The organism is Stecheria intestinalis (assembly GCF_009696165.1).
In the GTDB taxonomy this organism is placed as follows: domain Bacteria; phylum Bacillota_I; class Bacilli_A; order Erysipelotrichales; family Erysipelotrichaceae; genus Bulleidia; species Bulleidia intestinalis.
The window spans coordinates 1-23,287 of sequence record NZ_VUMN01000002.1 but is presented as its reverse complement, the minus strand read 5'-3'; the positions used below and the strand labels follow the sequence as shown (position 1 = coordinate 23,287).

At 51.7% G+C, this 23,287-nt stretch carries 28 protein-coding genes; 2 read left to right on the top strand and 26 right to left on the bottom strand.

Annotated features, from left to right (window positions below):
• Window positions 1-6 precede the first annotated feature (6 nt).
• The 25 genes from FYJ51_RS01505 to FYJ51_RS01385 all read right to left on the bottom strand — a co-directional run bounded on the left by FYJ51_RS01505 (window position 7) and on the right by FYJ51_RS01385 (window position 21,511).
• Window positions 7-1,029, bottom strand: a complete 1,023-nt coding sequence (locus tag FYJ51_RS01505) for a LacI family DNA-binding transcriptional regulator (protein WP_154502392.1) — start codon at window positions 1,027-1,029, stop codon at window positions 7-9.
• Window positions 1,030-1,172: 143 nt separating this feature from the next.
• Window positions 1,173-2,009, bottom strand: a complete 837-nt coding sequence (locus FYJ51_RS01500; protein ID WP_105304291.1) for a carbohydrate ABC transporter permease — start codon at window positions 2,007-2,009, stop codon at window positions 1,173-1,175.
• Window positions 2,009-2,851 carry a carbohydrate ABC transporter permease gene (locus FYJ51_RS01495; RefSeq protein WP_105304292.1) on the bottom strand — a complete coding sequence of 281 codons (843 nt, stop codon included), beginning with the start codon at window positions 2,849-2,851 and terminating at the stop codon, window positions 2,009-2,011. The genes FYJ51_RS01500 and FYJ51_RS01495 overlap by 1 nt, the downstream gene beginning before the upstream one ends.
• Before the next feature lie 107 nt (window positions 2,852-2,958).
• Window positions 2,959-4,299, bottom strand: a complete 1,341-nt coding sequence (locus tag FYJ51_RS01490) for an ABC transporter substrate-binding protein (protein WP_154502390.1) — start codon at window positions 4,297-4,299, stop codon at window positions 2,959-2,961.
• A gap of 210 nt (window positions 4,300-4,509) precedes the next feature.
• Window positions 4,510-4,884 (bottom strand): heavy-metal-associated domain-containing protein, encoded by a 375-nt coding sequence (locus FYJ51_RS01485; RefSeq protein WP_154502688.1) that lies wholly within the window; start codon window positions 4,882-4,884, stop codon window positions 4,510-4,512.
• Entirely contained in the window at window positions 4,881-5,258 is a 378-nt protein-coding gene (locus FYJ51_RS13670) for a heavy-metal-associated domain-containing protein (protein WP_235897192.1), read from the bottom strand. Before FYJ51_RS13670 ends, FYJ51_RS01485 begins: the two co-directional genes overlap by 4 nt.
• On the bottom strand, window positions 5,255-5,518 hold the full coding sequence (locus FYJ51_RS01475; RefSeq protein ID WP_205946105.1) for a metal-dependent transcriptional regulator: 264 nt from the start codon (window positions 5,516-5,518) through the stop codon (window positions 5,255-5,257). The genes FYJ51_RS13670 and FYJ51_RS01475 overlap by 4 nt, the downstream gene beginning before the upstream one ends.
• A gap of 64 nt (window positions 5,519-5,582) precedes the next feature.
• Window positions 5,583-7,724, bottom strand: coding sequence for a ferrous iron transport protein B (gene feoB, locus FYJ51_RS01470; RefSeq protein WP_154502386.1), 2,142 nt, complete (start codon window positions 7,722-7,724; stop codon window positions 5,583-5,585).
• 24 nt (window positions 7,725-7,748) lie between these two features.
• Entirely contained in the window at window positions 7,749-7,967 is a 219-nt protein-coding gene (locus tag FYJ51_RS01465) for a FeoA family protein (RefSeq protein ID WP_105304297.1), read from the bottom strand.
• A gap of 19 nt (window positions 7,968-7,986) precedes the next feature.
• A complete protein-coding gene (locus tag FYJ51_RS01460) occupies window positions 7,987-8,199 on the bottom strand; it encodes a FeoA family protein (RefSeq protein WP_105304298.1) in 213 nt (70 codons plus the stop codon).
• A 169-nt stretch (window positions 8,200-8,368) separates the two neighbouring features.
• Entirely contained in the window at window positions 8,369-9,271 is a 903-nt protein-coding gene (locus FYJ51_RS01455; protein ID WP_154502384.1) for a sensor domain-containing diguanylate cyclase, read from the bottom strand.
• Window positions 9,272-9,380: 109 nt separating this feature from the next.
• Window positions 9,381-9,905 carry an NUDIX hydrolase gene (locus FYJ51_RS01450; RefSeq protein ID WP_154502382.1) on the bottom strand — a complete coding sequence of 175 codons (525 nt, stop codon included), beginning with the start codon at window positions 9,903-9,905 and terminating at the stop codon, window positions 9,381-9,383.
• Complete coding sequence (hisI, locus tag FYJ51_RS01445; RefSeq protein WP_154502380.1) at window positions 9,893-10,228, bottom strand: phosphoribosyl-AMP cyclohydrolase; 336 nt, start codon at window positions 10,226-10,228, stop codon at window positions 9,893-9,895. Before hisI ends, FYJ51_RS01450 begins: the two co-directional genes overlap by 13 nt.
• Window positions 10,225-10,983, bottom strand: coding sequence for an imidazole glycerol phosphate synthase subunit HisF (gene hisF / locus FYJ51_RS01440; protein ID WP_105304301.1), 759 nt, complete (start codon window positions 10,981-10,983; stop codon window positions 10,225-10,227). Before hisF ends, hisI begins: the two co-directional genes overlap by 4 nt.
• Window positions 10,980-11,702 (bottom strand): 1-(5-phosphoribosyl)-5-[(5-phosphoribosylamino)methylideneamino]imidazole-4-carboxamide isomerase, encoded by a 723-nt coding sequence (gene hisA, locus FYJ51_RS01435; protein WP_105304302.1) that lies wholly within the window; start codon window positions 11,700-11,702, stop codon window positions 10,980-10,982. The genes hisF and hisA overlap by 4 nt, the downstream gene beginning before the upstream one ends.
• Complete coding sequence (hisH, locus tag FYJ51_RS01430; protein WP_154502378.1) at window positions 11,699-12,322, bottom strand: imidazole glycerol phosphate synthase subunit HisH; 624 nt, start codon at window positions 12,320-12,322, stop codon at window positions 11,699-11,701. The genes hisA and hisH overlap by 4 nt, the downstream gene beginning before the upstream one ends.
• The gene (gene hisD, locus FYJ51_RS01425; protein ID WP_205946104.1) at window positions 12,319-13,602 is read right to left on the bottom strand and encodes a histidinol dehydrogenase; all 1,284 of its coding nucleotides are present in this window, start codon (window positions 13,600-13,602) and stop codon (window positions 12,319-12,321) included. Before hisD ends, hisH begins: the two co-directional genes overlap by 4 nt.
• Before the next feature lie 2 nt (window positions 13,603-13,604).
• Window positions 13,605-14,237: an ATP phosphoribosyltransferase gene (gene hisG / locus FYJ51_RS01420; RefSeq protein ID WP_154502376.1), complete on the bottom strand. Its 633-nt coding sequence runs from the start codon at window positions 14,235-14,237 to the stop codon at window positions 13,605-13,607.
• Window positions 14,234-15,262: an ATP phosphoribosyltransferase regulatory subunit gene (locus tag FYJ51_RS01415; RefSeq protein ID WP_105304305.1), complete on the bottom strand. Its 1,029-nt coding sequence runs from the start codon at window positions 15,260-15,262 to the stop codon at window positions 14,234-14,236. The genes hisG and FYJ51_RS01415 overlap by 4 nt, the downstream gene beginning before the upstream one ends.
• Window positions 15,262-15,855, bottom strand: coding sequence for an imidazoleglycerol-phosphate dehydratase HisB (gene hisB, locus FYJ51_RS01410; RefSeq protein ID WP_154502374.1), 594 nt, complete (start codon window positions 15,853-15,855; stop codon window positions 15,262-15,264). Before hisB ends, FYJ51_RS01415 begins: the two co-directional genes overlap by 1 nt.
• Window positions 15,834-16,910: a histidinol-phosphate transaminase gene (gene hisC, locus FYJ51_RS01405; protein WP_154502371.1), complete on the bottom strand. Its 1,077-nt coding sequence runs from the start codon at window positions 16,908-16,910 to the stop codon at window positions 15,834-15,836. The genes hisB and hisC overlap by 22 nt, the downstream gene beginning before the upstream one ends.
• Window positions 16,911-17,126: 216 nt before the next feature.
• The gene (locus tag FYJ51_RS01400; protein ID WP_154502368.1) at window positions 17,127-17,600 is read right to left on the bottom strand and encodes a MarR family winged helix-turn-helix transcriptional regulator; all 474 of its coding nucleotides are present in this window, start codon (window positions 17,598-17,600) and stop codon (window positions 17,127-17,129) included.
• A 143-nt stretch (window positions 17,601-17,743) separates the two neighbouring features.
• Window positions 17,744-18,856 (bottom strand): alanine racemase, encoded by a 1,113-nt coding sequence (gene alr / locus FYJ51_RS01395; protein ID WP_235897191.1) that lies wholly within the window; start codon window positions 18,854-18,856, stop codon window positions 17,744-17,746.
• Between the two features lie 40 nt (window positions 18,857-18,896).
• Window positions 18,897-19,568, bottom strand: a complete 672-nt coding sequence (locus tag FYJ51_RS01390; protein WP_105304309.1) for a metallophosphoesterase family protein — start codon at window positions 19,566-19,568, stop codon at window positions 18,897-18,899.
• The gene (locus tag FYJ51_RS01385; protein ID WP_205946103.1) at window positions 19,565-21,511 is read right to left on the bottom strand and encodes a BMP family ABC transporter substrate-binding protein; all 1,947 of its coding nucleotides are present in this window, start codon (window positions 21,509-21,511) and stop codon (window positions 19,565-19,567) included. The genes FYJ51_RS01390 and FYJ51_RS01385 overlap by 4 nt, the downstream gene beginning before the upstream one ends.
• A gap of 126 nt (window positions 21,512-21,637) precedes the next feature.
• Between FYJ51_RS01385 and FYJ51_RS01380 the strand changes: the two genes are divergently transcribed.
• Complete coding sequence (locus tag FYJ51_RS01380; RefSeq protein ID WP_154502362.1) at window positions 21,638-22,201, top strand: DUF3793 family protein; 564 nt, start codon at window positions 21,638-21,640, stop codon at window positions 22,199-22,201.
• Window positions 22,198-22,623 carry a flavodoxin gene (locus FYJ51_RS01375; protein ID WP_154502359.1) on the top strand — a complete coding sequence of 142 codons (426 nt, stop codon included), beginning with the start codon at window positions 22,198-22,200 and terminating at the stop codon, window positions 22,621-22,623. Before FYJ51_RS01380 ends, FYJ51_RS01375 begins: the two co-directional genes overlap by 4 nt.
• Window positions 22,624-22,994: 371 nt before the next feature.
• Here FYJ51_RS01375 and FYJ51_RS01370 read toward each other — a convergent pair.
• On the bottom strand, window positions 22,995-23,287 hold a 293-nt coding region (locus FYJ51_RS01370), incomplete at its 5' end, for a zinc ribbon domain-containing protein (RefSeq protein ID WP_154502356.1).

The window sequence follows — 23,287 nt, the reverse complement described above, 5'->3', positions numbered from 1 at the left end:
CTTTTCTCAATCGTTCCGAGGCCTTGATACACTTTCTCCCCGGACCAGTTCGAACGGGATGTCTTCGTGTACAGCTGCGTGCCGATAGTTCATCCGCAGCAGCATGTCTTCCACGCCTTTGCGGGCCAGGGTATCAGTATCCTGGCGGATTGTGGCAAGACGCGGAATCGTATATTTCCCGCTCTCGATGCCGTCATAGCCGATCAGAGAGATATCTTCCGGGCATCTCAGGCCCATATCCTTGATCGCTCTCAGTGCACCGATGGCGATGGTATCGCCGATTGCGAAGATCGCAGTAATCTTCGGATTCTTCTTCAGCAGTTTCTGCGTGCTTTCATAGCCGCCGCCCATGGAGAATCTGCTTGGTTCATACTGCATTTCTTCATTGAACTGCAGTCCATGTTTCTCAAAAGACTCAATGCAGCCATGCATGCGCCGGAAGCCGACCTGGCTGCCGATTCTGGATGCGCTGCCGCCGATGATGCCGATCTCGCGATGACCGTTCTCAATCAGATAATTGATCACTTCATAGCCAGCCTTGGCATCATCTGTCGTGAAGCTGGACAGATTGCTGAAATGCAGATCTTCTGCCGTATTGGTCAGAATGACCCCCGGAACATCGATCTTTCCGAAATCCTGGCGGAAGAATTCTAGGTTTCCGCCGAGAAAGATGAAACCTTTAGGCTTGCGGGCAGCACTCAGCTGAATTGCCGCCTGAACTTCATTCGCATATTCATCCAGGAACGCTACTGCCACTTCTTCTCCGGAATCACGCAGAATCGCCTGAACCTGTTCCAGAATGCCTTCGAAGAACATGTTCTCATAGCCTTTGACGATGATGGTGACTGCCGAATTGGACTGCTGCTTCAGCTGCTTGGCATTGCTGTTAGGCTGGAAGTTCTGTTCCCGGATCACCTGTTCCACCTTCACCCTGGCTTCTTCCGAAACGTCCGGATGATGATTGATCACCCGGGAGACCGTCCCGATGCTGTAGCCGGACAGCCTGGCAATATCTTTGATTGTTGTCATATGCGCTGCCTTTCTAACTCATGCTTCCGGATACCCCAAGAAACGTTTCCGGAAACGATTCAACTCAAGATCATTTTAGAGATGCAGTACCCTGGAATCAAGGTCCTGCACCTTAAGAAGAGATCAGAGGAATATCAAGCCCATTATCCCTTCACAGCGCCAGCCGCCACACCCTTGATGATGTACTTCTGCAGGCTGAGATAGAAGATGATAACCGGAATGACTGCCATGATCAGGGAAGCCATGATGGCGCCCATATCGACAGAACCATAAGAACCCTTCATGTACTGAATGATGATTGAGATCGTCTTGTACTTCTTGAGATCGAGGACAAGATACGGCAGCAGGAAGTCGTTCCAGATCCACATGGTTTCCAGAATACCCACCGAGATATACGTCGGCTTCATGATCGGAAGAACAACCTTGAAGAACGTCTGCAGCGGCGTGCATCCGTCAATCATCGCTGCTTCCTCGATTTCAATCGGAATAGATTTCACGAATCCGGTAAACATGAACACTGCGAGGCCTGCGCCGAATCCGAGATAGATGACAATAATCCCCCACGGAGTTGTGAGTCCGAGTTTATTTGCAACTAAGGACAGCGTATACATGACCATCTGGAACGGAACGACCATTGAGAAGATGCACAGCGTATAGATCAGCTTCGTCCACTTTGTCTTCACGCGGGTGATATACCAGCCGCACATCGAGGTGCAGATCAGGATCACAGCCACGGAGCCGACGGTGATGAACACGGTCCAGCCGACTGAATCAAGCAGCCCGTATTTCTCAATTGCGGTAATGTAGTTCTCAGTTCCGACACTGGTCAGCGAATTCGGTAACTGGAATGGTTTCAGGTTGATCGAGTTCTTGTCCTTGAAAGAATTCCAGAGCACAATCAGAATCGGCATGATCCAGGCTGCAGACAATACGGATAGCCCGGCAATCGCACCGGCATGATTGGAAGACTTCTTTTTCATCACTGCTGAACCTCCTTGCTTCTGGTAAAGTGCTGCTGCAGGCCAGCAATCACGACAACGATCAGGAAGAAGATCACTGCCTTGGCCTGGCCGACGCCCTCAAATCCGACGCGGCTGTAAAACGTGTTGTAGATATTCAGCGCCATCATTTCTGTCTGCTTCATCGGAGCACCGCCAGTCAGAGCGAGGTTCTGATCAAACAGCTTGAAGCCATTCGTCACAGTCAGGAATGTGCAGATCGTAATGGAAGGCATCATCATCGGAATCGTCACCTTGAACAGCTTCTGCTTGCTGTTGGCACCGTCGATTTCTGCTGCTTCCAGCACATCGCCCGGAATTGACTGCAGGCCGGCAATGTAGATGATCATCATGTATCCGATCTGCTGCCAGCATACCAGGATCACAAGACCCCAGAAGCCGAGCTTGGCATTGAGGTTCAGCGCCGTACTGAAGTAGACCAGAACGCCGGAGAAGATCAGCTGCCAGATATAGCCGAGCACGATGCCGCCGATCAGGTTCGGCATGAAGAAGATCGTACGGAAGATATTGGTTCCTTTGTATTCCTTGGTCAGTGCCATTGCCAGCGCAAATGCGATGACATTGATCAGTACCAGGGTCACAATCGTGAACGCCAGCGTGAACCAGAAGGAATGAGAGAATGTGGTGTCCTTGAATGCAGTGATGTAGTTGCTGAAGCCGACGAATTTGGCATCCGTGACTGTCGTGAACTTGCAGAAGGACAGATAGATTCCGAGAATGAAGGGAACCAGGAAGCCGATCAGAAATGCAAGCATGGTCGGCAGCGTGAAGATTCCCCAGTATTTCTTTACGTTTTTCTGCACAGAATACGCCTCCTTAGTGTTTCAGAATACAGAGAGAAAGGGCAGCTTCAGCGGACAAGTCCGCATCTGCCGCCCTTGTTTCATGATTCAGATCGCTGCTTCAGCAATCAGCCGTTGGATGCTGCAAGCTGCTTTTCAGTAGCCCAGTTGTCTACGAATGCCTGTCTGACAAGCTCCCAGTTCGCATCTGTCTGATCTGCTGCATAAACCGTCAGAGCCTGGCCGAGGACGTTCTTCCATTCCTCAGAAGGCATCGTGGTGAAGTTCCAGGAAACCGGAGTTCCAGTGTTGGCATTAGCAAGGTTGACGAGGACGTTGGTGCTTTCCGGATTGGACTTGAACGGAATGTTGAAGCCCATGCCCTCCGTGCCGTCTGTCATCATCTTGACACCATAGTCGGAAGTCACGCACCAGTTCATGAAGTCGAGCGTAGCCTGGATGTCTTCCGGAGAAGCCTTGGCATTGACGCACCAGTAGTTCTCAGTACCGATGCACAGACCTTCATTTGCATCATCAACTCCGAAGTAAATCGGGAGATACGCGAGGTTGTCATCGCCGATTGCAGAAACTGCACCATATTCCCAGGTACCATTCTGGAAGAATACTGCTTCCTGGTTGACGAATTCTGCTTCAGACTGATCGCCGGTAGCAGTGGAGAGCTGAGAAGGATCAATCGTGCTGTTGTTGATGTAGAGATCCCAGACTGCACGGTAATTATCGAGGTAGGTTCCCTTGAGTTCATCCTCATCGCCTACGCCTGCATCTTTGTATTCATAGTAGATCGGCAGGTTAGCCAGGTGAGTCTTGAATCTCCAGTCAGAGGAGCTGTCCATACCAGCAGAAGTGAATGCGCTGAATCCGAGTTCATCCTTGCGGGCGGTGATGTCTTCAGCAACCTTCTTCAGATCATCGAAGCTCTTGATATCATCAACAGTATATCCTGCCTTTTCGAGCAGTGACTTGTTGGTGATGAGACCATATGCTTCAGTGACATATGCAATACCGAGAATCTGATCGCCATCCTTGAGGTTGTATGCATCATTGGTCAGTTCGCCTTCGATCGCAGAACCAGTCAGGTCATAGCAGTAGTCTTTCCAGGAAGCCAGTCCTACCGGGCCATTGACCTGGAACAGAGTCGGAGCTTCCTCCTTGGACATCTCAGACTTCAGAGTGGACTCGTACTCGCCGCTTGCTGCTGTGAGGACGGTAACCGGAACACCAGTTTCCTTGGTGTACTCAGCAGCCACCTCCTGCCACTGCTCATCTGCTTCCGGCTTGAAGTTCAGGTAATAGACCTTTCCGGAAGCACCGGATGCTGCTGTTGCTGCTGTGCTTGCACCAGCACTGGCTGCCGCAGCAGTAGACGATGCTGCTGCCGAACCGGAGCTGCCGCAGCCGGCCAGCATTGCTGCTGATAATGCGATCGTGAATAACTTCTTGCTGTTCATATTTTCCTCCTATTCAGATCACGTTGTCCCATAAGCGTTGGCAACGGTTCCGTTAACGTTACCGGAAACGTTTACAGGCTACACTTATGTTATATGTAAACGCTTACCGGTTGTCAACAGGATTTTTAAAAAAATCTTCATGAATTTTTTGAATGATCTGAAAAGATTTCCAGGCAAAAAAAGCTGCAGGTTTTCCTGCAGCCGAGGGTTTTATGACTTCCAGGTAATGGAAGAGACGATATACCCTGCTTCCCGTATTTTCTGTTTCAGAAGGTTCTCTTCCAGCGGCTCTTTCATCAGGACATCTGCCTGCTTCTCACCAAGGCTTGTTCTGGACCAGACACCTTCGATCTGGTTGAGCGCGTTGTCGACTTTCACTGCACAATTGCTGCAATGCATGCCTTCAATCCTGATCAGTGCTTCATGGGAGTAATGATTCGGATTGCGGTCATGTACCCGGACTGGTGCCGGAGAATCCGAGGATCCGCAGCCGCAGCTGCAGGATCCTCTCTTCTTCACGGAGCGCACTGCAGCAATCACTGCCGCAATAATCACCAGAAGAATGATCCAGTCTGCGGCGTTCATGCGTTAGCAGCCTGAATGTCCGTGACAGTATATCCGAGTGCTTCGATGGAGTCCTTGAGCTTTTTCTCATCGAGCATGTGATCTGCCACGATGACAGTCTCGCCTTTCGTATGAGAAGAAGTCACCTTCTTTACCTTGAAGTTCTTGCGGACGATATCGTTGATATGCGTTTCGCACATATTGCACATCATGCCGCTGACTTCCACGGTGAGCTTCACTTTTCCTCTGCCGTTATACGTATCACCGGAAGAGCTCAGGTTCTTCTTTCCTTCATGGAAGAATCCATAGATCAGTCTGATTCCGGCAATCATCAGAAGACCGATCACCACCAGCACGATGACATCGGTCTGGTTCAGTACCACATCTGTCTTCATATCCTTTTCTCCTTTCCCGAATCTTCATATGCCTGGCATTTCTTTCCTGCTTCGAGTCCTTTTTCGGTCAGGTAGATAATGCCGTAATGTTCCTTGGTGACATAGCCCATTTCCGCAAGCTTTGCGACCATGGCATGCGTGCTTGGTCTCGTGACGCCCAGGCGGGTGGCAAGCTTAACGGATCGGACTCCTTTCGCATCGGGGTCCAGATGGACCAGAGCAGCCAGATAGCGAACCTGGGCAGAAGATAATCTGTTCATCTGAAACATCCTTTCTCTTGAAAAAGCGCAGGCAGTACCTGCGCTTAAGTTCATCTCAGCTCAATTACGCAGCAGAAACTGCTTCGGAAGTCTTAGCATAGGGATTCGGACGGAACAGCAGATAGAGATACAATGCCAGGACAAGAAGTCCGCATACCGTTCCGAAGCTGAATGCCAGTTCGCCAGTCGCCCAGCCGCCGATCTGATAGACCATCAGAGACAAGCAGTAAGCATTGATATTCTGGAACGCAATGGCAAACCAGAACCACTTCCGGTTGTTGAGTTCCTTGTGCATGCTGGAGATTGCAGCGAGGCACGGAGAATCGAAGCAGTTGAATACGAGGAATGAAACCGCAGCGATGCTGGTCGGGAAGAAGGCAGCGAACTGCTGATGCATGCTGACTTCATATTCTTCAATCTCACCGACACCGGAGAGCACGCCCATCGTGGAGACAATGCCTTCCTTCGCAACGAAGCCTGCGATGGAAGAAGCGACTGCCTGCCAGGTACCGAATCCCAGCGGAACGAAGATCCAGGAAATGGCACCGCCGATCACTGCAAGGAGAGAATTCTCTTCTTCGACAAGACCGAATGTTCCATCGGCGAATCCGAAGGAAGCGAGGAACCACATGACAGCACAGCACAGGAACAGGATCGTTCCGGCCTTCTTGAGGAATGCCCATACACGTTCCCAGACATGCATCAGAACACCCTTCATGGAAGGAATATGGTAAGCAGGAAGCTCCATGACGAACGGAGCCGGATCGCCTGCGAACATCTTCGTCTTCTTGAGGATGATGCACATGATGACGACAACTGCGATGCCGGCAAAATACATGACCGGAGCGAACCACCAGACGCCGCCCATCAGATATCCGGCAATCATCGCGATGACCGGAAGCTTAGCGCCGCACGGAATGGAAGTGGTTGTGATCATCGTCATGCGGCGGTCATTTTCGTTTTCAATCGTACGCGTAGCCATGATACCCGGCACGCCGCATCCGGAGGAAATCATGAACGGAATGAAGCTCTTTCCGGAAAGGCCGAAGTGACGGAAGATCCGGTCCATGATGAAGGCAACACGAGCCATATAGCCGCAGTCTTCAAGCAATGACAGGAAGAAGAACACAATTGCCATCTGCGGTGCGAATCCGATCGGGGCTGCAATACCGCCGATGATGCCATCCACGACGAGGCTAACGACCCACTCAGAAGCACCCGCATTCTCGAGGAAGGTCTGGACAGCCGGCTGAATGATGCCGCCGAACAGCGTATCATTCGTCCAGTCTGTCACGACCGTTCCGACCGTCGAAACTGCGATGTAGTAGACGCCCATCATGACGAGCGCAAAGATCGGCAGAGCCAGCCAGCGGCTGGTCACGATCTGGTCGATCTTATCAGAGACGGACATCTCGCCGGCATGAGCCTTCTTATAGACCCCGTTCAGGATCTTTGCGATGTATTCATATTTCTCATTGGTGATGATAGATTCCGAATCATCGTCTTCTTTCTTTTCGACGGCTTCGGCAGCTGCTCTGCATGCCTTGTCATCTGCTTCTGAAAGCTTCAGTTCTTCGAGGATCTTGGAGTCATGCTCGAAGACCTTGACTGCATACCAGCGCTTCTGATCTTCATCGACACTCAGGCGGCCCTCAATCGTCTTCAGCGCATTCTCTACGTCAGCGGTATAGATCATCTTGGCAGGCTTCGTCTTCTGCTGGGCAGCCTTGATGGCAGCGTCAGCAGCTTTCTGAATGCCTTCGCCTTTCAGAGCAGAGATCTCGACGACTTCGCAGCCCAGGCGTTCGCTCAGCTTCTTCTGATCAATCTTGTCACCAGCTTTGCGGACCAGGTCCGTCATGTTCAGCGCGATGACCATCGGAATTCCTGTTTCTGCTAACTGCGTCGTCAGATACAGGTTGCGTTCCAGGTTCGTTCCGTCGATGATATTCAGAATCGCATCCGGTTTCTCGCTGACGATGTAGTTTCTTGATACAACTTCTTCCAGTGTATATGGTGAAAGCGAATAGATTCCAGGAAGGTCCTCGATGATCACATCCTTATGATCGAGCAGCTTTCCTTCTTTCTTTTCTACCGTAACGCCAGGCCAGTTGCCGACGTACTGATTTGCGCCAGTCAGGGCATTGAACAGCGTCGTTTTGCCGCAGTTCGGATTTCCTGCCAGGGCAATCTTCAATTCAGCCATATTCTTCTACTTCCCCTTTCAGACTCAGGCTACTTCTACCATTTCCGCGTCTTTCTTGCGGATAGACAATTCATAATTGCGGACCGTGATCTCAATCGGATCTCCCAGCGGAGCAACTTTCCGGACATAGATCTCAACCCCCTTGGTGATACCCATGTCCATGATTCTGCGCTTCACAGCACCTTCGCCATTCAGGCGGAGTACCTTGACGGTGGAACCGATCTTTGCGTCTTTCAGTGTCATACTTTCAGGATCCCCTTTCCTAAACCATGATCCGGGAAGCCATCGAACGATCCAGCGCAACCCGTGTTTCCTTCACGCTGACGATCAGGTTTCCGCTGATCGTGGAAACGACCGTCACTTTTCCTCCGACGACAAACCCCATATCTTCGAGATGTTTCTTCATCTCCGGGTTCCCGCCGATCTTCTGAATACATAGAACTTCGTTCTGCGGAGCAAATGTCAGCGGCATCATCTGTGCCTCCCTTCATGTGTTAGCTATTTCTAACATGAGTTAGTTTATGCTGACTAACAGTATTTGTCAATGCACATCTCTTGACAAACAGAAGACTTATTTCTGATCCTTTCAGCGCTGAAAAAAGCCCGATTCTCCATCGGACTTCGTATTCATGCATGGAATTTTCTTAGTCGGACGTGCAGCGATCCTTGCCCTGCGTCTTGGATTGATACATCAGCGAGTCTGCTCGTTCCGTGACAGTTTCCAGCGTATCTTCCGGACGGATGCAGGTGATGCCGATCGAAGCAGTCACATGCAGATGAGAACCTTCAAACAGGACATCCATGCTGCGGATTGCTTCCAGGCACTTGGCGCCGATGACCTTGAGATCAGCAGGATCATGAATCCGGTAGAGGCCCATGAATTCTTCCCCGCCCCAGCGGCCGAATACATCTTTGCGGCGATTCACTGCACTGATGGTTTCTGCAAGTTTCTTCAAAACGAGATCTCCGGCTTCATGTCCGTAGACATTGTTGAACTTTCCGAAATTATCGACATCCATGAACAGCACTGCAAACTGCATCCCGGTCTCCTTTCTCAGAAGTAGCCGGTAGGACAGCGCATTGTCCAGAGATCTGCGATTCGGGATGCCGGTCAGCTGATCATGCAGAGCCACATCGCTGAGCTGGCTCACCATCTGATCCGCAACCTGCGGACTTCCGACTTCGCAGAACTCTTCCAGTACAAACTCCAGCTGATGCGTCTCATCGAAGACCGGAATGAATTTCGTCTGAACCAGGACCCGGTTTCCGTTCTGATGACGCAAGAAGACCTTCTCGGATCGTATCTTGCCATCCTGATACGTCTTCAGATATGGACAGAGCGACGTGCACAGCCGCTGTCCTTCCTGATCGATATGGTCCAGACCGCTTTCAAAGCAGTTCTTTCCGATCATATCTTCTCTGCTTCTTCCGCTGATGCGTTCGGCGGCATCATTCCAGTACACGATTCTTCTCTCTGAATCCGCGATATAGACTCCGACCATCGAATCATCCAGAATCTGCTTCAGTTCTCTGTTCAGTATGATCATCTGTTTTCTCCGCAACTGTAGTAAAGCACATCCCGACCGGAAAAGTAATCGTTCTGATCAGCTTTCATCATTGATTCAGAAAAAGAAAAGAAGACAGCGAACTGTCCCCTCACTGCTGCTTCTCCTGCTGCAGTGCTGTCGCAAGCCGCTTATAATGCAGGAACTCTGAATTCTCATTCATCGCATCGATCTCTGCTCTCGTCGCCAGCTTCCAGTCAATCGCTTCAGACTTCTGCAGGCTGACGGATTCTTCCGGAATCGGCAGATGCAGATGATAGATATCGACGAGATAATTGTCTCCTCCTTCCGGATCATCATTGACATAGCTCCAGATCGGATCACAGACGATCGAAGAGACATCCAGAGAAGTCTCTTCATGGACTTCCCGGATCAGTGCTTCCTTCGAAGTCTCGCCCTTCTTCACGCCGCCGCCCGGCACTTCCCAGGCCCCGGCTGCCCATTTCTTGGTCAGCGACCGTCTGGTGATCAGAAAGCGATGTTCGGGATCTTCGAGGATCGCAAGCACGTACAGCATGTACTGACCGGACTTCAGAGCCAGATGCTTTCTAGGCATCACCAGACCGGTCGGTTCATGATGGATGTCATAGACATCGATGTATTCTACTTCTTCCATGTCATCCGGTACTCCGTATCAAAGCAGCTGTCATGGCCGAGATGGCATGCAGGTCCGTCTTTGATGACCTGTACGAGAATCGCATCCTGGTCGCAATCCAGCTCCATCGAAACGATATGCTGGTAATTGCCGGAAGTCTCTCCCTTGAGCCAGAGCTCCTGCCGGGATCTGGACCAGAAACAGGTCAGCTGCCTGTCCAGGGAAATCTGCAGAGACTCCCGGTTCATATAAGCAAGCGTCAGTACCCGCTTGCTTTCATAGTCCTGGACGATGCAGGGACATAAGCCCCGTTCATCCCACTTCACATCATCGAGCGTGATCATATGCGGACTGCAATCCCCTGTTCTTTCAGATACTGCTTCAGACCGGAAATCGTCACTTCATGGAAATGGAAGATTGATGCCGCAAGTCCTGCACTGATTTCCGGAATCTCATGGAACAGATCCGCGAAGTCCTGCATGGAACCGGCACCGCCCGAAGCAATGACCGGCACTCTCACGTTGTCATTGACTGCCTTCAATAGCTCCAGATCAAAGCCTTCCTTCACGCCGTCGGTATCCATGGAATTGACTACCACTTCGCCAGCGCCGCGCTTCACGCCTTCTTCGATCCAGGCAGCCGCATCCATGCCGGTATCAATTCTGCCGCCGTTCTGGAATACATGGAATGCTCCGTCTACCCGCTTGACATCTGCAGACAGCACAACGCATTGGCTTCCATAGCGTTCGGAAGCCTGATTGATCAGATCTGGATTGCGGATCGCACCGCTGTTCACGCTGACCTTGTCAGCACCGCAGCTGAGCACGCGCTCAAAGTCTTCCAGCGAAGAGATGCCGCCGCCTACTGTCAGCGGAATGAAGACCCTGGAAGCAGTTCTGCGCAGCACATCCGTGAACAGGCTTCTTCCCTCTGCCGAAGCCGTGATGTCATAGAACACCAGTTCATCCGCTCCGCCGGAGGAATAATATGCCGCCAGCTCGGTCGGATCAGAAACATCTTTCAGCGATTCAAACTGAACTCCTTTGACAACCCGCCCGTTCTTCACATCCAGGCAGGGAATGATCCGCTTGGTGATCATGCGTCCTCCTTTCCGAGTGCCAGTGCCTCTTTCAGGTTTACTGCACCCGTATACATCGCTTTGCCGAGAATTGCCCCGTACAGGTTCATCTGATTCAATGCCCTGAGATCATCCAGCGAAGAGATGCCGCCGCTCGCGATGACGTTCAGGTTCTTCCGGTCTTTCAGAGATAAATACAGAGAGCGGTTGGTTCCCTGCATGGCTCCGTCTTTCGAGATATCCGTGACAATCACGGTATCGATCCCGATCTCTTCGAGATAATCGAGGAATTCATTCAGATTCGTGCCGGTGGTCTGCTGCCAGCCATGGGTGGCAATCATGCCGTTTCTGACATCTGCCCCGACTGCGATATGGGTTCCGAACTGATGGGCTGCTTCCTTCAGAAATGCATCATCTTCCAATGCCTTCGTACCGAGAATCACGCGATCGATGCCGGCAGAGAGATAAGACGCAATCACTTCATGACTGCGGATGCCGCCGCCGACTTCAATCTTCAGATGCGTCTGGTTCCGGATCTGAACAATCACTGGTCCATTGCATGGCTTCCCCGCTTTCGCACCTTCAAGATCCACTAAGTGAATCCATTCTGCCCCATCGGCTTCCATCTGCTTTGCGGCAGAGACCGGATCAGAGAGATAGACCGTCATGCGGGAATAGTCTCCCTGGGTCAGACGGACTCCCTTTCCTTCATAGAGATCAATTGCCGGAAGGATGATCATAACTGCTCTCCGGCGATCCGGCAGAAATTCTTCAGAATCTGAAGACCCGTCGGTCCGCTCTTCTCCGGATGAAATTGCGTGCCATAGACATTGCCGCTGGCAACGGCAGCCGTCAGCGGGATCTCATATTCCGTCTCAGCAATCAGATGGTCCTCGCAATGGAATGCGGCATAGGAATGCACGAAATACACATATGTTCCTTCCCGGATTCCGGCAAAGAGAGGAGATTCATTCACGAAATGGAGCTGATTCCAGCCGATATGAGGAATATCGAGCTTTCTGGTCAGCTTCGGCTCAATGGCATCCACCTGGCCGGAAATCAGGCCTAACCCTTCATGCATGCCGAATTCCGTGCTGGAATCAAACAGCAGCTGCATACCTAAGCAGATGCCAAGCAGGGGCTTTCCAGCGGCTGCTTCGTTCAGGACGACCTGCTTCATGCCCGTTTCTGCCAGCTTATCTGCCGCATCTCCAAAGGCACCGACACCCGGGAGAATCACGGCATCTGCTTCATGAATCGTATCCGGATCCCGGCTCACGACTGCTTGGGCACCGATGGAAGAAAGCGAAGACTTCAGGGAAAACAGATTTCCTGCTCCGTAATCGATAATCGCAATCATAGGTCATCCTCAAAGCGGATCTTCACCGCTCTTGCATGAGCTTCCAGGCCTTCCTTTTCCGCAAAGGCTGCGACCTTCTGATAATCCTTCTTCAATGCGTCTTCCGTGAAATACGTGAACTGCATCTTCTTGACGAAATCATCCACGCCGAGCGGGCTGTAGAATCTTGCCGTGCCGCCGGTCGGAAGCGTGTGATTCGGGCCGGCAAAATAATCACCGAGCGGTTCCGGATCAAAGCGGCCGAGGAATACCGATCCGGCATTGCGGATCAGCGGCAGGAGATCAAACGGATGATCCGTGCACACTTCGAGATGTTCCGGGGCAATCCGGTTGGACGTCTCCACTGCTTCTTCCAGCGAATGTGCCAGAATGATCCTGCCATTATGCTCAATGCTGGTCCGGGCAATCTCTTCCCGCGGCAGCTTCTGCAGCTGCACTTCGATTTCCTTCCGGACTGCTTCTGCAAGTTCTTTCGAATCAGTCACGAGGACGGCACTTGCATTGCGGTCATGTTCTGCCTGAGACAGAAGATCTGCCGCAACCCAGGCAGGATTCGAATTGCCATCGGCAATGACCAGGACTTCCGAAGGACCGGCAATCATATCGATGCCGACCTGGCCGAATACCTGTTTCTTCGCTTCCGCGACAAACGCATTGCCCGGTCCGATGATCTTATCGACTCTCGGAACAGACTCCGTGCCATAGGCAAGCGCTGCGACTGCCTGTGCGCCGCCGACTTTGAAGATCGTCGTGACACCGGCCACCTGAGCAGCTGCCAGAATATACGGATTGACCTTGCCATCTTTTCCTGGTGGCGTGGTCATCACGATTTCCTTTACTCCGGCAATTCTTGCCGGGATGACATCCATGAGCACCGTGGAAGGATATGCGGCCGTTCCGCCCGGCACATAGACGCCGACTCTCTCTAGCGGCAGAATCCGCTGGCCGAGAATCTCGCCGGGCTTATCGGCAACGAGATAATCCGATCTGACCTGATGACGATGATAGGCTTCAATATTCGAAGCAGCTTCTTTCAGAATTGCGAGAAAATCACTTCCTGCCTTTGTTACGCCTTCTCCGATTTCTTCCGGCGTGACCTTCAGTTCTGAGAGCTCGACATGATCAAACTTCCGGCTGTACTCCTTCAGGGCTTCATCACCCTTTTCCCGGACCATCCGGATGATTTCGCTGACCGCATCTTCCACGTCAGACATGGCAGTGCTGCGGGCGAAGATCTCTTCATCCCTGATCTTTCCGAGTTCATAGATTTTCATCGTCATGATCATTCTCCTTTCCCGATTCTTTCTTCCAGTGCATGTTTCATGTGGCCGATCTCCTCATGCCGGAATTGCCAGGCAACAGGATTGCAGATGAAGCGGGCACTGATAGGAACTACTTCAGAAAGCACCACGAGATTGTTCTCCCGCAGCGTTGTCCCCGTTTCCACGAGGTCGCAGATCACATCAGACAATCCGAGAATCGGTGCTAATTCAATGGAGCCATGCAGCTTGATGATATCGATATCCCGGCCAAGTTCTTCGTAGTAATGGCGGGCAATATGCGGAAACTTCGTTGCAACTTTGAGCGTGCAGCTGCGGTCTTCCTCAAACCCGGCCGGTCCGCAGATGCACATCCGGCACTTCCCGAGTTTCAGATCCAGCAGTTCATAGACTTCCGGTGCATATTCCAGCAGATCGTCTTTGCCGACAATGCCGACATCTGCTGCGCCTCGTTCGACATACACATGCACATCCGTCGGCTTGACGCAGAAATACCGGACACCACGGTCCGCATTCTCGAATACCAGCTTCCGGCTGGAAGAATCCAGCAGCTCCGGGCATTCATATCCCGCAGCTTCCAGAATCTTATATACCTGATTTCCAAGTCTGCCCTTCGGCAGTGCTACATTGATCATTTCAGCATCTCCTCTGCTTCCGCAAGACTGATGGCTTCAGGGCTCTTCGAAGTTCCGGTTTCTACCTGGTATCCCTGTTTCTGAAGAGACGTCACAATAGACGCCAGCTGCTTCAGATCATCTGCTTCCGAATAGCTGATGCGGATCCGTTTCCGTTCGGCAGGCTTCTCCGGGAAGGCGTTTTCCACCGCATCCATATCGATGGCAAAGCCTACTGCCCCGACGTGTCTTCCCATCTTCTCCGGCAGACGATCATATCTGCCGCCCGAAAGAATGGCCGCAGGCACTTCCGGAACAAGCCCCTGGAAAATCACGCCGTTATAGTAGTCCATCGAATTCACGAGCGAGAAGTCCAAATAGCAGTGATCCAGCACTCCGAACGCTTCGAGAATGCCGGCCAGCTGCTTCAGATGATCGGTGATCTCTGAGGCACCGGCAATCTGTTCTGCTTCATGGATGCCATCACTGAGGGATGCATGCAGTTCCGTGAAAGCACAGAGCTTGTCCGTGATCTCCGCCGGCAGTTTCAATTCCCGGATGGCCCCGGTATTCTTTGTGCGGATTGCCATCTGAAGATCCTCGCCGAGATACTCCGGAACTTCTGCCTGCTTCAATAGAAACGGAAGATACGCCGCATCGCTGATCTGCAGGGCATACGTATGCGTGATGCAGGCAAGGGCATGTGCCGCAAGCGAAATCACTTCTGCTTCTTCATACGGATGAATGGACCCAATGCATTCAATGCCGGTCTGGGGAATCTCACAGTAGTGATGATTCTTCGGCCGGTAGACCATTTCGTTGTAATAGACTTTCTCATCCTGTCCCCGGTTGTTCTTGATGATCGAAAGCGTGATGTCCGGCTTCAGGGCAAGCAGGCTTCCGTCCAGATCCGTGAACGTGATGATCTGGCTGCTTTTCAGGAAGTCGCGGTTTTCTGCATAGAGGTCATATTCCTCGAACTTCGACATCCGGAATTTCCGGTAGCCGGAGGCTTCGAAAAGCGCATTGAGTTTCTGTTCCAGCATCAGAGGGTTCCTTTCGTGGAGGGGATTTCTTCCGCATGCATAGGATCAATCGCGACTGCTTCTTTCATTGCATGTCCTAATGCCTTGAAGCATGCCTCGCTGACATGATGGCTGTTGATTCCATCAAGCTTCTTCAGATGCAGCGTGACCCCGGCATTGACCGCAAATGCCCGCATGAATTCCTCGACAAGCTGCGTATCAAACGTTCCGATCTTTTCCGTCAGAAACGGCACGTCATAATAGCATCCGCCTCTTCCGGAAAGATCCACTGCACATAATACCAGAGCTTCATCCATCGGCAGGATGATCGAAGCATAGCGATGAATGCCCCGCTTGTCTCCTAATGCTTCAGCAAATGCTTTTCCTAGGGCAATGCCGATATCTTCGGTGCTGTGATGATCATCCACTTCATTGTCGCCATGGCACGTCAGCTGCAGTTCAAAGGAACCATGCTTGGCAAACAGGGTCAGCATATGATTGAGGAAGCCGACGCCGGTATCAATCGAAGACTCCGCCAGTCCGGGATCCAGATTCAGCTTCAGCGAGATATCCGTCTCTGCGGTTGTCCGTTTTACTTCTGCGATGCGTTCCATTCACCTAGAACCTCCCTGATCTTTTCAGCCGCCTGATGCATGTCTTCGTCTGTCCCGATCGAGATGCGCACGGCATCTGCGATGCGGGGATCCGAGAAATGGCGGACGAGAACCCCATGGTCTTTCAGTTTCTGATACAGCACTTCTCCCGGAATCTGATCCGAATGTGCCAGGACGAAATTCGTATGCGAAGGAAGCACCGAAAAGCCGAGCTTTTCCAGTTCCTGGATGAACCAGGTTCTCGTGGCAATGACTTTGCGGCAGTTTTCATCATAGTATTCCTGCTCCTGTACGGCAGCGATCGCAGCCTGCTGGCTGAGTCTTGAAAGACCATACGGATTCATCGAATTGCGGATCCGCTCCAGATCGGATATCAGTGCTTCTGACCCGATGCCGTAGCCGACCCGGGCCCCGGCCAGCGATCTTGCTTTCGAGAACGTCTGCACGACGAGCAGATTGGGATACTTGTTGACATAGGGAATCATGGAACCGCCCTCATTGAAATCGATATATGCTTCATCGACGACCACGACATGATGCGGATCTGCTTTCAGGATCTCTTCGATCTTCTCTCTGGGAAGCACAAGGCCGGTCGGCGCATTCGGATTGGCCAGGATGACACCCTTTCCAAGTCCCAGGTAGTCCTTCACATCAATCGTGAAGTCGTCCTTCAGAGGGATTACCTGCATGTCCGTATGGTGCAGCTGGCAGAATACCTTATAAAAATTGTAGGTCAGATCCGGGAAAGCAAACCCGTCTTCGCCGAAGGCCATGATGGCAAGATCCAGGGTCTCATCGCTGCCGCAGGTCACGCAGACCTGAGAAGGCTTCACCCCGTAATGTTCCGCAAGGGTCCTGATGACCAGCCGGTTGTCCVGATCCTCATAAAGCCGCAGATCTTTCACTTCAGCTTCATTGATGACTTTCAGAACTCCCGATCCGGGCGGATACGGGTTCTCGTTGGTATTGAGTTTGATATAGTCCTTATCCAGGGGCTGTTCGCCCGGGGTATAAGGGCTGAGATTACGATAGCGCTGATTCAGATATTCAGACATGACTGCTCTCCTCGCATTGAAAATACGAATCAATGTGGGCTTATCATAACATGTTTCACTGATTTATGAAAAGCTTACAGCATTTGTAAATTCTTTCATTACGTATTCAGACCAGTAAACTGCGGCTGAATCAGATCTGCAAGCACTTCCAGGGCTTAGCCAGCCATGCACAATAGTCCCAGATACCAGTAGCGCAGCACATATTTCTTCATCTTCTCAGCCTCGCTTTTCTTCCGGGAATGCCTGCGGATTCTTCGCTTTCCAGTCCTCCAGCAGAACCCTCAGCATCCGGTACAGTTCGTCCTGTTCCTCCTGGCTCAGCGAAGAAAACAGTTCCATATTCTCCCGCGCGACCAGTTGATGATTGGCATGCTCGACTTCTTTCCCCTCCGGGGTCAGTGAAATCACAACCTGCCGGCGGTCTTCCGGATTCCGCTTGCGTTCAATCAATCCGGAGCTTTCCATTTCCGAAAGCAGTTCAGATAAAGATCCCTGCTGAATCTGCAGGATCTCCTGCAGCTCTTTCTGCGTGATCGATCCATATCGATGCAGCATGAGCATCACCCGGTTCTGCCCAGGCCGCTGCCCTCTGCGGTAGCTCAGAAAGTCTCCGCACAAACACATCGCATGAAGCAGATTCCGCGGCGATTCCTCTTTCATTGGGTGTCCCTGATGTCTTTCTTCTTCCATAGCGCCTTCATTTCTATAGGTACCTATTTAATTACAGAGGGGATCCGATCACCATCTCCTGTTCAAATCGATAGGTACCTATTATTTTTCGGGCAAAAATAAAACAGCACCGAAGTGCTGCCAGAAGCAACAATCTCTGAAGGTCAGATCTCCGACTTCAGAATCCGCTCATTGCTTTCTGAAGAAATCTTTCCGTTCTTCCGATAGAGACGGGTCACTCTGCCGCTGATCAGGCTGATGATCTCATACGGAATCGTATGCAGTTCCGCAGCCATCTGCTCCAGTGGAATATGCGATCCGAAGATTTCGACGACGCTGCCGATCTGTTTCTCCTCTGGAAGACGGATCATCGTCTGGTCCATGCATACCCGGCCCACAACTTCAGCATAGCAGCCATCGATGCAGACCTTTCTGCCCTGGTTCGCTCGGATGAAGCCATCTGCATAGCCGATCGGAATCGTTCCGATCCGTTCGGTCGTCTTTGTCTCATAGGTTGCCCCATAGCCGATGGTCTCACCAGCCGGAACAAGCTTCGACATGACCAGCTTCGTATACAGCCCGAGTGCCGGCTTCAGATCTTTTTTAAACCCGGAGATGCCATACAGCGAGATGCCTACCCGGCATGCATTGCTGAGAGAATCCCGGAAGAAGATCGTCGCATCGCTGTTATCGCAATGAATCCATTCAAACGGATAATCCAGTGCTTTGACGGCTTCGGCAAACTTCAGATATTGCCGGTCGGTCATCTCCCTGCTCGTATCCGTGCAGCAGAAGTGCGTGAAGATGCCAGTCAGCTTTACTCCTGCATGGAGCAGGATATCTCTCGCTTCTTCCATTTCCCGGATCTCCCGGAAGCCGATCCGGTTCATGCCGGTATCCACCGCAAGATGCACCTTCATGCCCGAACAATCATGCTTCACGACTTCTTTCACCCAATCCAGGGAGAACGCAGCCGTAGAGATCCCGTTCTCTGAAAGCACCAGAGCATCTTCCGGATTCACCGCACCGAGAATCAGCACCTCGCCGCCATATCCCTCATTGCGAAGCATCATCGCCTCATCGAGAGAAGACACCGCAAGCATCTCTGCTCCGGCATCCAGGCATGCCTTAGCCACCTGGATATCTCCGCATCCATAAGCATCTGCCTTGATCACCGCAATGATCCGCTTGCCGCAGATCTGATGGATCGAGCGCACATTATCTGCGATCGCATCCAGGTCTACTTCCATCCAGGTATCTCTGTACATTCTTTTCATCCTCTTATCCTGCAATTGTTCAGTATACCACGATCGATCTTCAGCGTTTTTTCTTCCATCCCACATACCAGTCATAGAACCGGGAACCGGTATGTCCTTCTTCCGGATAAGACCCCTCCGGAATATCGATGATCACATGCCCGCCGCAGTTGATCAGCCTGGTACCGGAGGGATGTTCGCGCTCCCGCTGAAACTCTGAGGTATATGCCTGATGCACATGACCATGCAGGAATACCTGCGGATGATACTTCATCAGCAGATCATTGAAGCAGTCAAATCCCTGATGCGGCAGATCCTCCAGATCTCCGTAACCCTTCACCGGCGCATGGGCCACGACCACATCGATGCCATTCATGAACCGGATCGAACGATCCAGCTTCGCAATCCGCTTCTTCATCTCTGCTTCGGTATACATGAACGGACCATTCCGATACTTCCTGCTTCCGCCAAGACCCAGAATTCTGAGGCCGTGGAAGTCATAGACCTGTCCGTCAATATCAATGCCGCCTTCCGGCGGATCCTGGACATACCGCTGATCATGATTCCCCGGGACATACAGCAGCGGCTGGTTGACCACCGTCGTCAGAAACTCCAGATACTTTGCCTTCAGGTCTCCGCACCCGATGATCAGATCCACGCCCTCCGTCATACGAGGCGAATAGTAATCCCAGAGGGAAGCTTCTTCTTCATCTGCTACCGCCAGAATCTTCATGATCTTTCTTTCCTGATTCCGCTGATCTCCATGACCCGCTTTGCCCTTTCATTCAGCTCGTCAGGATCAGGGATCGACCCGCGGATATTATCATTGAGCCAGTTCATCTCAATGATCTTCTCATTCGGAAGCTTGCCGGCCCTGGCATCCTGGATCAGCCCTTCCTGGCTGCGCAGCTCTCCCGCAAACGGATTCAGGCTTCCCTCCATGACACTCTTCCGGAATAACTGCACCATCTTTCTCGTATAGTATGAAAGCTGATCCGACAGCACGACATCAATCACACCCGCAGACATGCCATACCAGTAATTCAGGGCTGCCGGAGAAGAGACACTCAGATCTTCATCATATGTTCCGCTGATCACCGTCTTCAGAATCAGCTCGTAATACTTTCCCCAGTTATAGGAAGGAGCCGCCAGATTCAGCACACTCCCATCTGGTTCCATGCGGTATACGCCATATTCCGTATTATCTTCTTCCGGCTTGGCAAGATCCGGACCAGAAAGCACAGAAATACCTTCATCCTGGAAATCCCGGCGCCAGTCATGCGCCTTGCTTGAAGACCACTTCAGCGAAATCTGAATTTTCGGATCGATCATCGCTGCCCCGATCGCAAACGCATTGATGCTCGCCAGTTCGCCATAGATCGGACTGTCTGCCACATAGCCGATTCGATGGCTGTCTGCACACGAAGCCGCCAGTGCTCCCATCAGGAACTTTGCTTCATAGACTCTTCCGTAATACGTTCTTACCGACTTATGCGGCAGATTCACGGAGCAGTTCAGAAAATGGATATTCTGGTAATGGAACGCCGCCTTCAGCGTCTCCGGCATCTGGACTGGCGAAACGGTGAAGATCACCTCCGCACCATCCTGCACTGCCTGATCAATCGCCTTTCTTACTTCCTCATCGCTGTCTGCATTGAAATACGCCTTAGTAATCAGTCTTCCCTCCAGGGCATTAGACACATAGAATCTTCCGATCTCATGATCATTGACTAAGCCGCTGGAATCCGGATCCTGATCATAGATGAAGGCCGCATGAAGCGGTTTCTCTTCGGTAAAGACAGTCGGTCTCCGCAGGAGATTCTGTAAGAAATTGCCCGATGCAGGCTGCTTCTCCGAAGGACTTTCCTGCAGAGAAAGCGGATGGTCTTCTGCCGTCAGCCTGAACTCCTTCAGCATGCGTTCGAGCCGCTTGGCCAGCACGTTTCTCGGCTGATCGAGCAGGCTCTTCAGCGAATAGAAATTCAGATAAACCAGCAATGCATCGCCAGCCGTCAGGTTCCGGACTTTATCTCCGACCACAGATTCATATAAGGTCTCCCACCGATAGCAGGCCCCCTCTACCATATGAACCGTATCGCTGCTCCATGGCACCGTATGAGACTCTCCGACCCGGTCGATGAATTCTGAATAAGCTCCTTCTCTTGTAAAGGAAAGCTCATAGATCGGACATACCTTGAAGAAGTCCATGAATTCATAGTAGATCCGGACATCTTTTTCATTGGTGCGGGCTGGGATGATGCGGGTGACTTCGGCTTCGATCTCCGGCATCTTCAGATACTTCATGACTGAAACCCGCTTGTTTCCCTCGCGCACATAGAACTTCATCATGTACTCATAGACGATGATCGGATCGCTGATTCCTTCCGTCATCTGATACTGATAGACCCGCATCCACTTGCCGGCAAATTCCGTATCCGCATCCAGAATCGGCATGAAATCCGATGCAAAGGCAATCTGCCTGCCGGCCGTCTTCGTGCCTGCAATCGATGAAATCGGAATATCCCTGAGTCCCAGCGACACCTGCGATAGTGTGCTTCCTTCTTTTCCGAGAATTTCATCCAGAGCCGGCAGATACGGATACTGTCCGGCTGCTGCTGCCCGATGCATGGCCCGATCCCCGAGTTTCTTCGCTTTCAGATATTCTTCAAAATCCATAATCAGAAAGTCCCCTCCCGCGTCCATCTTAGCATCAATGAGCGCTGATCAGAAGCATTGACAGCCTAACATTCCTCCGGTACATTAGCTGTAGTTAGAGCAATCTAACTAATTGAGGAGGACGATATGCCGGATGAGATGGTCGTGCAGTATTGTGCTCCGGTCCTGACCGGGCTCAAGACTGCGAATCTGTTTTCCTTCCCGTTTTCTGATTCCGCCGGAATGATCTCGGATCTCAGGCAGCTGAATCAGGAACTGAATCACAGTGTCCGGGTCTGCCCGCTCGGGGAGAAGAAAGACCGCACGCTCATCTATATGTACCGTCCTGACGACCTCCGCGAAGACCTCAGCAGGAAAGAAGCCAGAGAAATCCTCGAACCGCTTGGCTATGACCCCGAGCAGATGGAACAATGTCTCATCCAACTGCAGGAACGGCTTTCTGATCAGAAGGAATTTCCTCATGAAATCGGACTGTTCCTGGGCTATCCGCCGGAAGATGTCCGGGGATTCCTCGAGCACAGGGCATATATGTACTGCGGCGTGTGGCAGGTCTACAGCAATGTCGATGAAGCAATCGCCTGCTTTGAAGCCTACCGCAGATGCACGCATGCGTGCATCCTGCAGCTGGAGCGCGGAGTGTCCTTATGCCAGCTGGCAGCTGGAAAAACAAGAAAAGGAGATCACTTATGAGCAAAGCAGCAGTTATCTACTGGAGTCAGTCAGGCAACACTGAAGCAATGGCAGAAGCAGTCGCAGACGGAGCCCGCAAGGCTGGCGCTGATACGGTATGTGTCCGCGTTGATTCTGCAGACGCATCCACAGTAAGCGATGCGGATGGCGTTGCCCTGGGATGCCCGGCAATGGGTTCTGAAGAACTGGAAGAAGGAGAATTCCGTCCGTTCTTCGATTCCATCGCTCCTTCCCTTGCAGGAAAGAAAGTCGCTCTGTTCGGTTCTTACGGATGGGGTGATGGCACCTGGATGAAGAACTGGGAAGCAGAATGCGGAAACTATGGAATCGCCTTAGTCTCTGAAGGCGTCATCGCCAACAACGCCCCGGACGCAGATGCATTATCTGCGTGCGAAGAACTCGGCAAGGCGATTGCCGGCTGAGCAGTTCTGAATGAATCCATTCCTGAAACCGGTCTGTGAAAGACCGGTTTTTGCATGCATGAATGCTCTGGTCATGAACTGGAAAAGAAGTGATGAAGTTCCTGCATGCAGGAATCAGAAGTCTGGCTGCAGAGCAGAAAAAGAAAGACTGAACTCTGAAGATTCAGTCTCGTGTTCCGATATCAGATTTTTCTCCAGTCAATTACCCCGTCCCGTAAAGGGCCGAGGCTTGTGGCTGCCTCCACCAGTACAAGCGTGCTCATATAAGCCTCCTGGTTTCTGCTAGCGAGGATTATACCTCCTGTGGCGTCACATCGCCGGATGATTGACAACACCCGTTTGATAGCGCTCCGGTATACCGAAGCCTTAGCTTAATTTACTGATACTGATTCCGCAGGCTCGATCAGCTTAATCTTATCGAACTGCGGATTTTCATTTCCGCTGACCCAGAGCGTGCCAAGCGTGTAGATGTTCATTGCCCCGATACGATCGTCGTTGCTGGTATAGCCACATTGCCTGCACCTGTATAAGTGTTCGCTGTGATCACGGTTTCCCTTTACGACAGCACCGCATCTCGGACAGCGCTGAGAAGTGTACTGCGGGTTTACCTTCAGCACACTGGAGCCAGATTCATTTGCCTTATACGTCAGCTTTGTTTCAAGGT

Excerpts from the sequence above, each read along its gene's own strand:
- hisB (WP_154502374.1), bottom strand. The coding sequence starts at position 15,855 with ATGGAACGCATCGCAGAAGTAAAACGGACAACCGCAGAGACGGATATC.
- hisH (WP_154502378.1), bottom strand. The coding sequence starts at position 12,322 with ATGATTGCGATTATCGATTACGGAGCAGGAAATCTGTTTTCCCTGAAG.
- FYJ51_RS01500 (WP_105304291.1), bottom strand. The coding sequence starts at position 2,009 with ATGAAAAAGAAGTCTTCCAATCATGCCGGTGCGATTGCCGGGCTATCC.
- FYJ51_RS01385 (WP_205946103.1), bottom strand. The coding sequence starts at position 21,511 with ATGGATTTTGAAGAATATCTGAAAGCGAAGAAACTCGGGGATCGGGCC.
- FYJ51_RS01375 (WP_154502359.1), top strand. The coding sequence starts at position 22,198 with ATGAGCAAAGCAGCAGTTATCTACTGGAGTCAGTCAGGCAACACTGAA.
- feoB (WP_154502386.1), bottom strand. The coding sequence starts at position 7,724 with ATGGCTGAATTGAAGATTGCCCTGGCAGGAAATCCGAACTGCGGCAAA.
- hisF (WP_105304301.1), bottom strand. The coding sequence starts at position 10,983 with ATGATCACCAAGCGGATCATTCCCTGCCTGGATGTGAAGAACGGGCGG.
- alr (WP_235897191.1), bottom strand. The coding sequence starts at position 18,856 with ATGAAAAGAATGTACAGAGATACCTGGATGGAAGTAGACCTGGATGCG.
- FYJ51_RS01390 (WP_105304309.1), bottom strand. The coding sequence starts at position 19,568 with ATGAAGATTCTGGCGGTAGCAGATGAAGAAGAAGCTTCCCTCTGGGAT.
- hisA (WP_105304302.1), bottom strand. The coding sequence starts at position 11,702 with ATGATCATCCTTCCGGCAATTGATCTCTATGAAGGAAAGGGAGTCCGT.
- FYJ51_RS01415 (WP_105304305.1), bottom strand. The coding sequence starts at position 15,262 with ATGCTGGAACAGAAACTCAATGCGCTTTTCGAAGCCTCCGGCTACCGG.
- FYJ51_RS01455 (WP_154502384.1), bottom strand. The coding sequence starts at position 9,271 with ATGATCATACTGAACAGAGAACTGAAGCAGATTCTGGATGATTCGATG.
- hisI (WP_154502380.1), bottom strand. The coding sequence starts at position 10,228 with ATGATCACGCTCGATGATGTGAAGTGGGATGAACGGGGCTTATGTCCC.
- FYJ51_RS01400 (WP_154502368.1), bottom strand. The coding sequence starts at position 17,600 with ATGGAAGAAGAAAGACATCAGGGACACCCAATGAAAGAGGAATCGCCG.
- FYJ51_RS01485 (WP_154502688.1), bottom strand. The coding sequence starts at position 4,884 with ATGAACGCCGCAGACTGGATCATTCTTCTGGTGATTATTGCGGCAGTG.
- FYJ51_RS01490 (WP_154502390.1), bottom strand. The coding sequence starts at position 4,299 with ATGAACAGCAAGAAGTTATTCACGATCGCATTATCAGCAGCAATGCTG.
- hisD (WP_205946104.1), bottom strand. The coding sequence starts at position 13,602 with ATGACGATGAAAATCTATGAACTCGGAAAGATCAGGGATGAAGAGATC.
- FYJ51_RS01465 (WP_105304297.1), bottom strand. The coding sequence starts at position 7,967 with ATGACACTGAAAGACGCAAAGATCGGTTCCACCGTCAAGGTACTCCGC.
- FYJ51_RS01380 (WP_154502362.1), top strand. The coding sequence starts at position 21,638 with ATGCCGGATGAGATGGTCGTGCAGTATTGTGCTCCGGTCCTGACCGGG.
- FYJ51_RS01460 (WP_105304298.1), bottom strand. The coding sequence starts at position 8,199 with ATGATGCCGCTGACATTTGCTCCGCAGAACGAAGTTCTATGTATTCAG.
- hisG (WP_154502376.1), bottom strand. The coding sequence starts at position 14,237 with ATGATCAATGTAGCACTGCCGAAGGGCAGACTTGGAAATCAGGTATAT.
- FYJ51_RS13670 (WP_235897192.1), bottom strand. The coding sequence starts at position 5,258 with ATGAAGACAGATGTGGTACTGAACCAGACCGATGTCATCGTGCTGGTG.
- FYJ51_RS01505 (WP_154502392.1), bottom strand. The coding sequence starts at position 1,029 with ATGACAACAATCAAAGATATTGCCAGGCTGTCCGGCTACAGCATCGGG.
- FYJ51_RS01450 (WP_154502382.1), bottom strand. The coding sequence starts at position 9,905 with ATGGAAGAAGTAGAATACATCGATGTCTATGACATCCATCATGAACCG.
- FYJ51_RS01475 (WP_205946105.1), bottom strand. The coding sequence starts at position 5,518 with ATGAACAGATTATCTTCTGCCCAGGTTCGCTATCTGGCTGCTCTGGTC.